The organism is Paenibacillus sp. SZ31, from assembly GCF_012912005.1.
Taxonomy (GTDB): Bacteria; Bacillota; Bacilli; order Paenibacillales; family Paenibacillaceae; genus Paenibacillus.
Window position 1 is genome coordinate 174,514 of the sequence record NZ_JABBEA010000005.1, and the last position, 15,158, is coordinate 189,671.

At 48.4% G+C, this 15,158-nt stretch carries 14 protein-coding genes; all 14 read right to left on the bottom strand.

Features of this window, described 5'->3' with window-relative positions; genetic code table 11:
• Positions 1-5: 5 nt before the first annotated feature.
• The 14 genes from cntE to HF638_RS12915 all read right to left on the bottom strand — a co-directional run bounded on the left by cntE (position 6) and on the right by HF638_RS12915 (position 15,100).
• The gene (gene cntE / locus HF638_RS12850) at positions 6-1,199 is read right to left on the bottom strand and encodes a staphylopine family metallophore export MFS transporter CntE (RefSeq protein WP_169480560.1); all 1,194 of its coding nucleotides are present in this window, start codon (positions 1,197-1,199) and stop codon (positions 6-8) included.
• A 14-nt stretch (positions 1,200-1,213) separates the two neighbouring features.
• Complete coding sequence (locus HF638_RS12855; protein WP_169480561.1) at positions 1,214-1,966, bottom strand: ABC transporter ATP-binding protein; 753 nt, start codon at positions 1,964-1,966, stop codon at positions 1,214-1,216.
• A complete protein-coding gene (gene cntD, locus HF638_RS12860) occupies positions 1,967-2,776 on the bottom strand; it encodes a staphylopine uptake ABC transporter ATP-binding protein CntD (RefSeq protein WP_169480562.1) in 810 nt (269 codons plus the stop codon).
• Positions 2,757-3,653 carry a staphylopine uptake ABC transporter permease subunit CntC gene (gene cntC, locus HF638_RS12865; RefSeq protein WP_169480563.1) on the bottom strand — a complete coding sequence of 299 codons (897 nt, stop codon included), beginning with the start codon at positions 3,651-3,653 and terminating at the stop codon, positions 2,757-2,759. The genes cntD and cntC overlap by 20 nt, the downstream gene beginning before the upstream one ends.
• Positions 3,653-4,585 (bottom strand): nickel/cobalt ABC transporter permease, encoded by a 933-nt coding sequence (gene opp1B / locus HF638_RS12870; RefSeq protein ID WP_169480564.1) that lies wholly within the window; start codon positions 4,583-4,585, stop codon positions 3,653-3,655. The genes cntC and opp1B overlap by 1 nt, the downstream gene beginning before the upstream one ends.
• Positions 4,586-4,776: 191 nt before the next feature.
• Entirely contained in the window at positions 4,777-6,414 is a 1,638-nt protein-coding gene (gene cntA / locus HF638_RS12875) for a staphylopine-dependent metal ABC transporter substrate-binding lipoprotein (protein WP_169480565.1), read from the bottom strand.
• A gap of 226 nt (positions 6,415-6,640) precedes the next feature.
• Positions 6,641-7,942 carry an opine metallophore biosynthesis dehydrogenase gene (locus HF638_RS12880; protein ID WP_169480566.1) on the bottom strand — a complete coding sequence of 434 codons (1,302 nt, stop codon included), beginning with the start codon at positions 7,940-7,942 and terminating at the stop codon, positions 6,641-6,643.
• Positions 7,943-8,008: 66 nt separating this feature from the next.
• On the bottom strand, positions 8,009-8,803 hold the full coding sequence (locus HF638_RS12885) for an SAM-dependent methyltransferase (protein ID WP_169480567.1): 795 nt from the start codon (positions 8,801-8,803) through the stop codon (positions 8,009-8,011).
• A gap of 43 nt (positions 8,804-8,846) precedes the next feature.
• The gene (locus HF638_RS12890; RefSeq protein ID WP_169480568.1) at positions 8,847-9,707 is read right to left on the bottom strand and encodes a histidine racemase CntK family protein; all 861 of its coding nucleotides are present in this window, start codon (positions 9,705-9,707) and stop codon (positions 8,847-8,849) included.
• A 295-nt stretch (positions 9,708-10,002) separates the two neighbouring features.
• On the bottom strand, positions 10,003-11,229 hold the full coding sequence (locus tag HF638_RS12895; RefSeq protein ID WP_211175627.1) for an amidohydrolase: 1,227 nt from the start codon (positions 11,227-11,229) through the stop codon (positions 10,003-10,005).
• Positions 11,230-11,268: 39 nt separating this feature from the next.
• On the bottom strand, positions 11,269-12,330 hold the full coding sequence (locus HF638_RS12900) for an LLM class flavin-dependent oxidoreductase (protein ID WP_169480569.1): 1,062 nt from the start codon (positions 12,328-12,330) through the stop codon (positions 11,269-11,271).
• A 177-nt stretch (positions 12,331-12,507) separates the two neighbouring features.
• Positions 12,508-13,380, bottom strand: coding sequence for a LysR family transcriptional regulator (locus HF638_RS12905; protein WP_062837890.1), 873 nt, complete (start codon positions 13,378-13,380; stop codon positions 12,508-12,510).
• 69 nt (positions 13,381-13,449) lie between these two features.
• Positions 13,450-13,998 (bottom strand): NADPH-dependent FMN reductase, encoded by a 549-nt coding sequence (gene ssuE / locus HF638_RS12910; protein ID WP_169480570.1) that lies wholly within the window; start codon positions 13,996-13,998, stop codon positions 13,450-13,452.
• A gap of 187 nt (positions 13,999-14,185) precedes the next feature.
• Positions 14,186-15,100 (bottom strand): ABC transporter permease, encoded by a 915-nt coding sequence (locus HF638_RS12915; RefSeq protein ID WP_169480571.1) that lies wholly within the window; start codon positions 15,098-15,100, stop codon positions 14,186-14,188.
• Positions 15,101-15,158 lie beyond the last annotated feature (58 nt).

A 15,158-nucleotide genomic window follows, 5' to 3' on the forward strand; every position in this document is an offset into this window, starting at 1 on the left:
GGCAGTCAACTCACAGATGTACCTGACACGGGTCTACGCCGTTCATAGGCAAAAACGATCATTACCGCTCCTAGGATAGCACAGATCATGTACATAAATGAATAGGAAGAGAAGTCAGCGACCGGTCCCATAATCACACCACCCAGAGAAATACCCAGATCCGCCATCGCGATAAATAACCCGATCAGGACGTTCCGGTTCAGCTTAGGCAAGACAAAAGATAAATAGGTCGTGAGTGTCGGATACAGGATCGCCTGACCGATTCCCATGAATACAGCGCCCACATAGAAAAAGACTATCCCGCCTGTCACGGCAAAACTGACACATTGCGCAGCTACGGCGAGCAGACACATCGTACCCATGATGAAAGGAGAATGCCAACTGCCATCGGACGGAATCCTTTTTCGAAGCATAATTCGAGCCAGCACCACCGTTCCTGCCTGAAGCATCAGATATACGCCGGCATTCCCGTTTGGTACTTGACTCGCATACAACGGAATAAAGGTGGTAATCGCGCCAAATACAACCGAAGCGGCGAGCATCAACACACTGCAACGAAATAAATGTGGGTTCTTCACCAGCTGACCAAAGGATTCCCACATGCTCACGTTCTGCTCCGATGGATCCACAGCATGCTGCTCCTTGTTTGGTTCCATTTTGGCAGTATATCCGAAGACGCCCGTACAGACGGCAATGCCGATCAGAACCACTGTAAAATAATCCATGCCACCCGTCTGCCAGATTCCTAACGCGATAACAGGCCCCACGATCCCCGGTATATAACTGAACAGCGAATAATACGAAATCCCCTGAGAGCGATCTTTCTCCGGAAGGGCATCAATAATGCCAATCTGCAAAGCCATAGAAAAGAATGCTGTCGATACCCCCTGCAAAATACGAGCAACCAAGTAACCGCCGAGTCCCGTAAAGGTATATAAAATCAGCGCAAATCCATTGATAATCAGAATCAGACGCAATATTTTGATTGGTCCGTGCTTTTGAATAATCCGACCTGCCCAGGGTCTGAAGAACATCGTTGTGAACATATAAGCGCCCATGATCAGTCCGATTGTTGTACCGCTCGCGCCCAAGGACTCCCCTTGCAATGGGATGATCACGTTAAGAATGGCATTGGCACTGAAATATAAAAGAACCAATATGTACAAGCGCAGAAAAGGCCAAGACATCGCTCCACTCACAATGGATGCTCCCCCTAAAATGGTATTAAATGCTTCAATAATCGCTTCGCATAGTCGGACTGTACGTCCTTGAGTTGCTTGGTCGGAACGATCTCTACAACCTGTCCCTCTCTGAAAATGATTACCCTGTCACAGATATAGGCTGCCGCCTGTATATCATGTGTGATAAAGACATAGCTCAGCTTGTAGATTTCCTTAAGCTCTTTCAGTAATTGCAACACCTGGATCTGAACAGACACTTCCAGTGAGCTGATCGCTTCATCGAACACGATAAGTTTTGGGGCTGTCGAGATCGCTCTGGCAATGCACACTCTCTGAGCCTCCCCGCCGGATAGTTCATGCGGATATTTGGATCTATAGGAAGGATCCAGTCCAACTTGGTGCAGCAACAGATCCACCTTCTCTGAGTTACCCTGATCCTTTCGCAGCTTTTGCTGTGCTTGCATCGGTTCCATAATGGCAGCTTCCACGGTAAGAAATGGATTGATGGAGGACGTATAGTTTTGAAAAACGGCGCTGAGATTGCCCATCCGTACACGTCGATCCTGTACGTCTTTACCATCGAGCGAGATCGTTCCACGATCCGGGCGTTCAATGCCCAGAATCAGACGGCCCAACGTCGATTTACCACTTCCGCTTTCACCGATGATACCGAGACACTCGCCCTTCTGGCATTCAAAGGTAACCTGTTTCAAAACTTGTTGTTTGTGCTTGGAGAACAGTCCGCCTTGGTTATATGATTTTTCGATACCTTCCACCTTTAGCATCTATAAGTCCCCCTGCATCAACGCCTTAAAATGATTGCTCAGCTCAAGTCGGGTAGAGACCAGATACTGCGTATAGGCATGCTTCGGTTCCGTCAAAACAGAATGCATGCTGCCACGCTCTACGATCTTGCCGTCTTTCATGACCATCACGTCATCTGCAATCTTCTGAACGACGCCGAGATCATGGGAGATGAACATCATGGAACAGCCCATGCGTTCGCGTAATTGAATCAATTGCTCCACGACTTCATATTGAGAGATCGTATCCAGTGCCGTTGTCGGCTCATCCGCAATAATCAGATCAGGCTCCAGCACCAATGCCAGTGCAATCATGATTCGTTGCAGCATTCCACCGGAAAGCTGATGTGGATATTGATTCAGAATCTCACGCGGATGTCTAAGCATGACGCTTTCCATGGCATTGATGATTTTCCGTTCACTCTCGCGGGTGTTCCAGCCAAAATGTTGCTGAAGCGTCTCCCGAATATGAACACCAATGACACAGGAAGGATCAAATGCACTCATGCCATTTTGCAAAATCATACATAGATGCTTGCCCCGCTTACGCCGCATCTCCGGTTCCGAAAGCTGGTTCAGGTCTTCGCCCTGGAATAACATCGTGCCCGATTGACGAATCCATGGCTTGTTCAGTCGCATGATAGCTCTGCACGTGACGGACTTGCCGCTACCACTTTCCCCTACGATGGCCATACAGCTTCCCTGCCTGACTTCAAATGAACTGTCATGAATGATCACTTTGTCTGTGTTGGTGTCCCATACTTTCAAATGTTCAACCTCGACTATATTCATAAGTGGTCTTTCTCACCTCACTTTCGTAAGACTTGTCAGACTTACCTTGAGAGGTCATCAATTTGGGGTCCAGAGCCACCTGAAGGGCATCCGATAGAAAATTAAAAGCAGACACGACCACCACAATGGCCAGGCCCGGTGCCAACATCAATTCAGGTCTGGAGAACATGACTTCCCTCGCCTCATTGAGCATCATGCCCCACTCCGCATGCGGAGCCTGAATGCCAAGCCCCAGAAAGGAAAGGCCGGAGATCTGCAACATCATCGAACACATGGAACCACTCGCAATGACAGCAATATCGGCAAAAGTAACCGGAACAATATGTTTGGTTATAATTCTCAGATTTGGCGTGCCGGAGGCTTTGGCGAATTTTACATAATCCATATCAGAGAACTGCATCACAGATGTGCGAATAACGCGGGCAAACCAGGCCCATTTCATGCACACAAAAGCAATCAAAATGTTCTCCAATCCTGCACCCAAAATGCCGACCACCGCCAGTGTCATCACGTATCCGGGAAATGACAGCATAATGTCACAGACTCTCATGATCCATGCATCCACTTTCCCCTTGAAGTAACCCGCGATGAATCCAACAATAGCCCCGATCAGAACAGACAGACTGAGCGCAACCAGAACCCATAACACACTTGGACGGATACCATAGATAAGCCGGGATAACACACATCTGCCCAGATGATCATTGCCTAATAGATACTCCCAGGACGAGGAGGCATAACGCAGCTTCATATTCACTTGTCCAGGATCATGCGGCGCAATAAGCGGAGCCAGTATGCCCGCCATAATCATGACGATAATCACTACCAACGAGGTCATCGCAAGCTTGTCTTTACTGAGATTTTTCAGTATTCGCATCAGAATTCCTTTCTCAACCGGGGATTCATCGCCGCATTAATGATGTCGGATAACGTATTAAACAAGACAAAGGTGACAGCCAGCATCAGAACATACGCCTGAATAATCGGAAAATCCCTGCTTAAAATGGATTTCACGCTGAGCCTCCCGAGCCCCGGCCAGGCAAATACATTTTCGATAACCACCGTACTGCCCAACACGATCGGGATCGCCATGCAAAAGATGGACACGGCCACCTGTAATGAATTTCTCAGAATATGCAGGGTGACTTTCTTCTCGCTCAGACCACTTGCCCTTGCATATAACACATAGTCCTCATTCATATTGCTCAGCATGGAGCTTCGAACCGTTCGGAAGTAAATGCCTGTATAACTCACCGTGATTACGATCACCGGTAAAATGTAGCTTCGATACGAGTCCATGCCACTGGTAGGCAACAGATCCAGCTTGACGGAAAAATACCAGATCATAATAGCTGCAAGCCAGTAGGACGGCATGGCTGTGAGGAAAAAGGAAATACCTCTGACCGATCGATCCAGCAGCTTGCCTTCTCTCATGGCACAGATCACACCCAGCAGGATGGACAGCGCAATAATGAATACCGATGAAACGAGCGTTAACTTCAATGTGTTCATAAAAGCCGGCCCCATCAGAGACCACACGGGTTCACCCGATACATAAGAGTTGCCGAAATCCAACTGCACAACAGCCATGATCCAGTTCGCATACTGGATCATGAACGGCTGATCGAATCCCAGCGCTTTGTTCGTTTGGGCGATCAGTTCATCCGTGATCTGCGGAACTTCCTGTGCCTGTAACACGACAACCGCCGGGTCCAAGGGAGATAGATTAATCAGGACAAACGTTATAAATGAAATGATAATCAGTAAAGGGATGGCTAACAGAATCCTTTTGAAGATATAACTTCCCATATCCATCTCCGCTCTATTTAAATTGAACTAAACAATATTTACACTACACTCCGATGACAGAACAACCTTCCGATCGCTGTTATCCCCAGATTTTTTTGATTCCTTTTATATAGGGAAAATCCGGGGATAAAGGCGAACGCTCCGCTTCTTCAGGTTCTTTCTGTCCTCTCCGTTTTGTGTAAATGTTTAGTTCAATTTATATATTTAAAATTCATTTGTTCAAATGGCAGTTCATATTGGGTCTGCTTGAATGCGATTCCTTCGAGATTCTCGGGAGCGACTATGGTGACACGTCCGTTGGTAATCGGAATGAACACTGCTTCATCATGGACGATCTTCATAATGTCGGCATACAGGGATTGGCGTGAAGCCTCATCCGTGGAGACCATGACCGCATCGATTTTCTTGTACAATTCATCTGCTTCAGCAATTCCGCTTGTCGTATGCTTGTAAGCCGAATCTGATGTAAATGCAGCAATGGTACTCTGTGGATCATAGGCCAGTCCCCAGGTTTGATTAAAGAGCAGATCATATTCCCCGGTGGCTCTCCGATTCGCAATGGAAGTGGATTCTTCGCCCACGATTTCAAGCTGAATACCCAGTTCTTTCATCGAATACTGGATCAATTCGGCCTGTATTTTCTGGGAAGACGAGTTACTGTCATAGTAGAGTTTCATGGCCAAAGGCTGACCGTTCTTCATTCTCACCACTTTACCGTCTGCCAATGTCCAGCCTGCTTGGTCCAGAAGTTTTTTAGCCATTTCCGGATCATACTCCCGTTTCTTCAGGTCGACCTTGGCGTAATTGACATTGGCTGAAAATAGCGTGTCCGCTACAGTCTGCGTTCCGTTGAAAATATCTTTACTGATCGTTTCCCGGTCGATAGCATACCAAAGTGCTTCCCGAACTGCCGTTTCCTGAACTGGACTATTCTGGCGACTGCTATTGGCTACGATCATATTCGTATTCATCGCTTCACTTCGAACCACTTGATAATCACCAGATTCAGCCAATTGCTCCATGGCCTCGACATCAATGCTGTCTGCCCCCCGGTCATCCGTGAACACAAAGTTGATCTCTCCTTTTTGCAATGCCAGGAATGTCGTTTCGCCTGCGGGAAGAACCTTGGCTGTGATCTTCTTGATTGCAGGTGCACCACCCCAATAGTCTTCATTGGCTTCAAACGTGGCGTTCTCTTCAACTTTATGAGCAGTAAGCTTGTAAGGTCCTGTACCGTGGAAACCACTTACCCCGTCTTTGGTTCCGCCATCTTTGAAATCCTTGGGTGATATGAAGACGTAAGGTCTTGTCATAGACAGTTCCACCAGAGCCGGATAATAAGCTTCCGACAGCGTCAACTCCACCGTATGCTCATCGATAACTTTCACACTCGTGATTTTGGTAGACAGCTTGATCCAGGCGTGTTTTTCAGCATTGGCCTGAACTGCATCGATATTTTGTTTGACCGCCTCTGCGTTGAACGGCTCCCCATCATGGAATTTCACATCTTGTCTCAGATGAAAGGTATAGGTCTTGCCATCCTCCGAAATATCCCATGATTCAGCTAGCAATGGCTTGATTCCGTCAGGCGTGTTTTCCACCAGAGACTCGTATACCATCCCTTGTGCAGGCATGGAGCCTGTGTACAAATGGGGGTTCATATCATTAATATCTTTGGCAGAAGCATAGATGAGTTCCGTTTGCACCTGACTATTTACAGACTCCGTTTGGGCGCCCTCTTTCTCTTTTGTGCTCTGAGCGCATCCGGCGAGCAGCGCAATGGCTGACACCAGCAATAGTATAGATGTAAAAGTAAGACCCTTTTTCACAACATTTCCTCCTGATGATTAAGTTACAAGCAGACCTTGTAGGTTACATCGGACCACTCCGATTGCAGTACCATCTTCCGATCGCTGTTATCCCCAGATTTTTTTGATTCTCTTTTCCATAGAGAAAATCCGGGGATAAAGGCGACCGCTTCGCTTCTTCAGATTGGTTCTGCACTCTCCGTTATGATGTAAACATCAGGTTCAACTTGATTAATTTGAGATGTAATTAGACCTTACTACTTACAAGTCCAGTGCAGATCATGCGGATATCCTCGTCAAAGGATTGGATGACAAAGGCTTCGGACACGCGTTGATCCGGGTTGGCGTCAGCCACTTCCTGAAGCTTCGCTTCATATCTAGCGATAAATTGATCAATGGTTGGACAGCTCACATCGAGATGTCTGGCTATGCCTTGAATGATTTTGATGCGATAGTAATCTTCCTTGGGCATACGGGGGATGTCCAGTTCCCCTTCGCGGTTCATGAACGTTTTGCGGAATGGGACTGCTGAAAAGTCGAAATATTTGCCTTCCGAATCGGGTTCCGAGAATGGATCAATCAATAATGAGGTGTATCGTATGTATAATAAATACTCCTGATGAATGACCTGCAGCTGATTGAAATTCTCGATATCCTGGCGTGATATACTCTCTAATCGAACCGGATAGTTGTCATCCGTCATGAATTGAAGCAGGTTCACTCCCTGAATATCAAGTCGGTCCGTAATATTCATAATCTCCTGCCACTGTGCCCGCATATCCCGTATCAAAACTTGAGTAATCGGACCTTCGGGATACATCTTATATACATATTTCTGAATATCCGATGCTCCAAAGATGGCTTCTAATGAGAAGTCGTTCATGAACAAAGGTGGATGAACGTACAACGAAATATTTCTCGTTTCCGCCTCCAGTGGAGATCGCATCACTTCCAACGCAACACCCAAACGCTCATACACTTGGCATAGCTTACTGACCTGTTCAGACGGGTACAGAGTGGAACCGATATAAACCTTTTTCTTGACCCCTGTAGTAATCACATGATTCGACGGATGTTCGTGCATCCAACGGGTATCTCCGAGGTAGGTAGAGAAACTGATCACTTCCGGCGCTGCATTCCGCTCTCTCATATAATGGCTCACCAGTCGATTGGACCCAAACGTTGGAGAAACCAAGATAATATATTTCAGTTGTTTGATGAATTCCTCATTCATTTGTTCCAACACATCGATATACGCATCGGTGGTAACCGCCAAAATGAGTGTATCCCATTCACCCTCAATGGTGTCATATCCCTTGAACACATGATCAACGAAACACTCACCTGCGAGCGATTGATGTTTCCCATTTTGAATGCTGACCTGAATACGTTGATTGCTCTCTTCGAGGGCTGCAAATATCGACGCTGAACGAACTGATTGTCTCCCCGCAATGCCTATACAGCAATTGAGATGATCTTTGAGCGTTACCGCAAGTTGAATGGATGCAGGTCCGGTTCCGTGTATCAGGATTCGCTGAAGATTGTTCATATATGCCTCCTATATTCAAAGTTCAATCTGTAATCCATTTGGACGCACTTGGATGCACTTGCATGGCTATGCTTTTTGATACAACGCAATATCAAACACATCATCCGGGCGCAGGATCTGGTCCACCAGCTTCCACTTGCTGCTGTCCGTCTCTTTCATTGGATAATTAAACAAGGACTTCAACTGGTCACCATATCTCATGGCTACAACCACCTGTGCATTTGTCAGAGCATGCAGTTGATCGAGCAGATCATATTTAGGGGCCACGGTAGAGCTGAAAATGATATGGGTTGCTTCCTTGGTATACTCCATATTTTCCAGCAAGGTTGACTGCAAACGAATCTTCAAGCCCGCGCCCAGCGTCTCCACCACCTTCTGCCCGAGTCTAATGGATTCTTCATCAATATCGATCCCTACGACCTCTGCACCTGTTCGCTTGGCGATGAGTAATGGTGTCATGGGGAAGGAACCGGAGCCTACCAACAACACTTTCGAATCGGAGGTAACATGGAAACTGCCGAATTCTTTATCGATACACTCTTCTATATTCTTAAAATAATCGGCAATCTGTACATCCCCGTTCTCTAACTTTAATGCACGATATTTCTCCATGATCGCCACACACTGGGCGGATTTATTTCTTAACTGCCATATAAGCGAATCAAGTTCTTCCAGCTCTGAATGCTGCAACTGTTCCCAGGCTGCCTTATTCTCCTGATCGGTCACAAAGCGGGAGTAGTCATTGATCACAGCCTCCAGCTCCGAACTATGCTGAATCGTATGATCATACTTGCTCGCGAGCTTATCGAATTTCTCTGCAAATTCACTCAAACATGTCTGAAAATGGACCAATGTGATCATTTCTTTTCCCCCTATACGTTGTCTCGATCATGTATCATGTACCTCATGCGTTTACAGCGCTCCATTCTGCTGGAGCATCTATGAAGGCTTTGCCCTGTGCCACAATGCCAACCGATCCCTCAATCGTAATACTCCCAAGTTCTGCGCCATTCCACTGGGCCGCCACTTTGATCGCACCACCAGGCTGCTTGATGTACTGCGTAATCTGCCGCTGTTGGCTCCACGCGAGATAGGCTCCGACGGAGGCCGTACCCGAACCACACCCTCTCTCCCAGATCAGACTATCCAGCTCAGGAACATAGATGAGTGGGGCCATTTCTTCCGAGTGCGATTGATATAACAAGATACCGATCAGCTTATCTCCCATTGTTAATCCCAGTAATCTTGCAAGGGTCTGTGCCCTCTTCTTCATGATATCGTCGAAGTCATCGACTTCGATCACGATATGGATGAACTCAGTGTAACGGATGATTACCATATCCAGCTCGATGCCTTCGTACCGGATTGTTCGCTGCTCAATCTGCTTCGGAACCGGCATGGTTACCTGGCAGTCGTATTCGTTCTGCTGCTTCTTCACATGGCACATGATCAACTGATCGGTTCCGGAAACCTCCAGCGCGATGTCCATCGATTCCTGAAGTGCCAGTCCTGCTTCCGATGCGTGGTGTGCTGCAAGTGCCATACAGGCATTGCCACAGAACTCCCCTCCGGCCATTTCCAGACGTGCCACAGCTTCCGGTCTCCTCGTTGGCTCAATGAATCCCACTTGTTCAGCGTAAACGTTATCATACGACATTAGACGCGTCGCAATATGATTGTATTGCTCGGCTACATGATCCGTTTTAACCAGAATCGTCATGTTTTGGGTGGGACTGAACTTGATAAAATCGATCTCCTGTTTCATCGCAGCGACTACTCCTGTTCTTCTTTTTATCTAATAGTAATTATTACGATTAAAAGGTCGAGAAAAATATAGCACATCTTTTTGGGGAGCGTCAACAAATATTTCCATTTCAAAAATAAAATTTCATAATACCTTTAGCTTCCCTTCCTGTAAGAAAACCCAAACAGAGCTGACACTTCTGCGCCAGCCCTAGCCATAATTACACCATCTGATAAGATTCAAAAAATACGAAAAACGGTTGCCGCAGAACGGAACCGTTTCGATCTGGATATGATTCAGGAATTCACTGTACCTATCACTCCTGATGTGCTTGCACATTGTGCAGTGCCTGTTCAGCCAGTGCAGCCAGAAGATGTGCTCCTAGCGGCAATGCCCGTTCATCCACATCAAAGCCAGGGTGATGCCACTCATTCGGGCCAGAGGTGCCCAGGAAGAGGAACAGGCCCGGAACTTCTTTTTGATAAAAAGAGAAGTCCTCTCCTGCCGGAGAAGGCAGCGGTCTGATGCTGTTCAGTCCAATCTGGCTTGCAACTTGCTCCGCCGCAGATGCCAGAGACTCATCGTTGACCACGGCAGGTGGTCCCTGAATCCAGCGAACCGTAGCCCGTGTGCCATAGGCCGCCGCAACACCGGCTACCACCTGATTGAAACGCTCGCGAATCCGCGCACGCACTTTCTCATCAAAGGTACGCACTGTGCCATCGAGGATCGCTTCATCCGGAATAACGTTCCAGGCTGTGCCGCTGTGGAGCTTGGTGACGCTGATTACAGCACTCTCCTGTGCTCCCACATTGCGACTCACAATAGCCTGTAATGCCGTAACAATATGTGCGGCAACCACGATTGGATCAATGCCGGCTTCAGGCACGGCCGCGTGTGTGCCTACACCTTCCACTTTGACAACAAAACCGTCTGCTGCTGCCATCAATGCACCTTCCCGAATGCCCACCGTCCCCACCTGGAGATCAGGCTTGTTATGCAACCCGAATACGGCCCGAACATCGGACAATGCGCCGCTCTGGATCACTTGTCGTGCACCCGTTGCTTTTTCCTCCGACGGCTGGAACAACAAGCGTACTTTCCCAGGGAGCGTGGACTCGCGCTGTTTCAGTAATCGTGCAGCACCGATCAGAATCGCCGTGTGTGCGTCATGTCCGCAAGCGTGCATCTTTCCATCTACCTGGGAGGTAAAATCCAGCTTCGTCTCTTCCTGAATGGGCAGCGCATCAATGTCCGCTCTTAGGGCAACCACAGGTCCGTCCCCTTGGCCCACTTCAGCGACGAGCCCTGTCCGCAGCACGTATTCGTCTGCAATACGGACGCCTTCCTCTTCCAGCCAGCTGCGAATAGCAGCTGTCGTCTCCCTTTCCTCGCCGGACAATTCCGGGTTACGATGCAGGTGTCGCCGAATGGTGATTAAACGTTCCGCGAATGCTTCCGCACGTTCACCGTGAAACTCATGCTCGGGGCCCTGTACTAGTTGCTCAGCCTGCTGTTTGGGCTGTTCCAGATCACTTTTCATCACATGGCCTCCCATTCGTATATATTCACTGACCTACTTCTATCCGATTGCTGCTTCCTGTTCCTTGGATTCCAGTGCAAATTCACTTAATCCCTGCTCTGCTAGAATTTCACGCAACAATTCAAATGATCGAATTCGCTTGGAAAAGTCACGTGTAGCTGTAGTCACAATGAACTCTTCCACAGCAAAATCCTGCTGGAACTTCAGCAGCGCCTGACCTACGCTTTCCTTTGTACCTCGGGTCACACTTGGCTCCAGAATCTCGATCCGATAGGTTTCGTTGGATTGACGTCCGAATTCTTCCGCTTGTTCAACAGAACCGACCGTCAGCACTTTGCCACTCTCCATGTGAATTCTCACCAGCTTATGTTCACCCGCAAGTCCTTCCGCTTCTTCCTCACTCTCCGCCACAATTAGGGATAAAGCCAGTGCAGCATAGGGCTCCCGTCCCTGGGAACGATCGAATTGCTCACGATATACACGGATGGCTTCAAGTGCTACCTCTATATTACTGTTAATGAAAAGTGAAAAGACATAGGGGAGTCCGAGTTCCGCAGCCATGCCCGCACTATCTACACTGGCTCCAAGCACGTACAGCTCTGCTGGACTGCCGGACACAGGGGAAGCAGTGAGCCCCGCAAGTGCATGAGATGGATCTTCATGTGGTTCATTATGAATGTATCGCTTCACCTGAACAATTTTCTCTTTCAGAGATGCAGCTTCCTGAATACCTTCCTGTAACGCCTGTGTCGAACGGGGTAATCCGCCTGGTGCACGACCGATTCCCAGGTCAACTCTTCCTGGTCCGAGCGCTGCGAGTATATTGAAATTTTCGGCGACTTTATATGGGCTGTAATGCTGGAGCATCACCCCGCCAGAGCCCAGTCGAATCCGCTTCGTATGCGCAAGCAAGTGGGAAATGAGTACCTCTGGGGAGGAACCTGCAACATGCCCTGAATCATGGTGCTCCGATACCCAGAACCGATGGAATCCAAGCTGATCTGCCTGCTGTGCCAGCTCAATCGTGTGCCGAAAAGCATCCACCGCCGTTTCCCCTTCATAGATGGGGGTCTGATCCAAAATGCCAACACGAATACTCATATCCTTCTCCTCCTTGATTGTGCTGAACCTCTGTTCTTGAATCACTATTAAGTTGAACTGGAGATGTTACACTTTATCACTCCGACTGCAGTACCATCTTCCGATCACGCTTCGCTTCTTCAGATTGGTTCTGCACTCTCCGTTTTGGTGTAAAAGTCAGATTCAACGTTAGACGCTCTATAACTGCCGCAGCAGTTCCCCGAAGGGCTCTGCCAATGGCGAATATTCTTCTTTTAACGTGACGACACTGATCTGCAACGATACACCTGCTACCTCATGTACCTGAATGGGGAACAACTCCTGATTCTGCACTTCCTTCTTCACCGTGAGTCCCGGGAGAAAGGCAATGCCTGCCCCTTGCATAACCAGTTTCTTCGCCGTCTCCGAATTATCGACATGATATGTAATATTCGGCGGATGTTCCAGCGAGTCGAAAGCCCGGTGAATGCGAAGCCAGTCCAGTGAACCACATTCGAAAAAGACCAGTTGCTCATTCCGGATTGCCTCCATGCTGACATGGCCGCTTTCAATGAATGGATGTCCTTTGTACACATAGAGCTGGATCGGATCTTCATAAAAAGCAACCGTACGGATCGCAGGATGCATGACCTTGCGCACAAAAGCAAGATCGATCTCCTGACCAAGCAGTTTGGCAATCAGCTGATCCGTCGTTGCTGTAGTCAATTTGATGTTAATTTCGGGGTAAGCATCTTTGATCTTGGGTAGAAAATCGGGAATGACATAATTGGATACCGATACTGTACTACCGAGCCGAAGCGCATCCGGTGTTGATCGCCGTTGCTGAATCTTCTGCTTGCCCTTCTGAATCACTTGCAGCACTTGTTGCGCATATGGCAGGAATTTCCGCCCTTCCTCTGTCAGCACAATTTGCTTGCCAAGCCGATCAAACAACTTACAACCCAGCTCCCTTTCCAGTGACTGAATGCGAGCTGTGACCGAAGGTTGGGACAAGAAGAGTACTTCGGCAGCCTTATTGAAGCTTCCATAATGATTGATATATACAAATGCTTCAATGTTCTCGATATTCATGAGCGCCTCCGTATCCACGTCCGCAGACGTTTGACCTTATATCTATTTAACCGATAAATTTACTAGGTTTTATGATATCTTAATCCCATCCTTTTCCAGTGTCAATATCAATTCATCCAAGGAACGATCCAGACGTGTAGTAATATCCGCCGAGAGTACAAACTTTCCATCATCCAGTCGTTCAATCCCCTGATCCACAGCGTATACCCCACCCAGGATATGTCTTCCACCAAGGGCTGCCAGAACAGGCTTCAATGCATAATCAATAGCGAGTAGATGAGCAATGGAGCCACCAATGACAAGTGGAAGTGTCAACTTGCCCCGCAACCCTTCTTGTGGAATCAGATCCAGGAACAGCTTAAGCACGCCGGAGTACGATGCCTTATATACCGGTGTAGCTACAATAACGGCATCCGCCGCTTCAACAACAGCCAGTGCATCACGAATGGACGAGCTGTCGAATCGGGCTTGCACCAGATCCTCAGCAGGCAGATCCACGACGTGAATAACTTCAACCGTAATGCCTGCCTCCGTTAATTTTTGGCTAGTGTAATCCGTCAGACCTGTCAAACGCGAACGTTTGGATGGTGATCCTGCAATAATGACAACATGTGACATGAATTTCTCCTCCTTGGAATAGCGGTTTGGGCGTGCCTGAAAACTCCGAAGGAAGCAGATTTTGCCGAATTTTCGTTCCAAGCCAGGAAGTTTTCCGCAGGCGTGCCGGGGCACGTCAAGGGAAAGTGACGCAGCATGGGGCGAAAAGGCGGTAAAAGATGCACTTCAGCGAGTTTTGAGACACGTCCTAGGCCGCTCCTTTTACTTTGGGGTCCAACCGATCGCGAATATCGTCTCCAATCAGATTAACCGCCAGTACAAACAACGTGATCGCCAGCCCTGGGAACGTACAGATCCACCAGGCAACCGTCAGATAACCTCTACCTTGTGAGAGCAATGCGCCCCAATCCGGAATTTCCTTCAACACCCCAAGTCCCAGAAAACTGAGTCCGGAGCCCGTAAGGATCGATGTCCCTACGCCCAACGTAGCCATGACCAGCAGGGGTGACAATGAATGTGGCAGTACATGTTTCCAGAAAATACGTGTATTGGAACCGCCCAGTGAACGTGTCGCTGTAATGAAAGGTAGACCTTTGACCGATATGACCTGCCCACGCATCACCCGTGCGTACCCCGGAATCGAGGAAACCGCAACAGCCAGTGCAATGTTCATCAGTCCTGGCCCGAGAGCAGCTGCAACAGACAACGCCAGGAGCACGCCGGGTACAGCCATCAGAATATCGACGGCACGCATGGTGATGGTATCCACAATTCCTCCGGCATAACCGGAGATAATACCAAGCGCACTGCCCACAATGCCGCCCACAAGCACCGAAGCAAATCCAATGAGCAGCGAATCCCTGCTTCCATGCACAACCACACTGAAGATATCCCTGCCAAAATAGTCCGTCCCGAACAGGTGCGCAGCAGAAGGAGCCTGCAGGATAACATCCGTCATCATCTGAGTTGGATCATAAGGAGCAATCCAGCCTGGTACAATCGCACATGCCACGGTAAACACCACCACCAGCAATGCTGCATAAAAGAATAATCGGGATACCGCGAATGAGACGCGATAGCGCCAAGGGCGGCGATTCCACAGACGTATACGTCCTACGCCCGCCCATGCTTTTTTGTCACCAGCCAAAGGTTTCATGCTCATGAGCAACAACTCCTCCTTCCATACTCCGCGTCAGGACACTTCTGACTGTTCCAGCTGT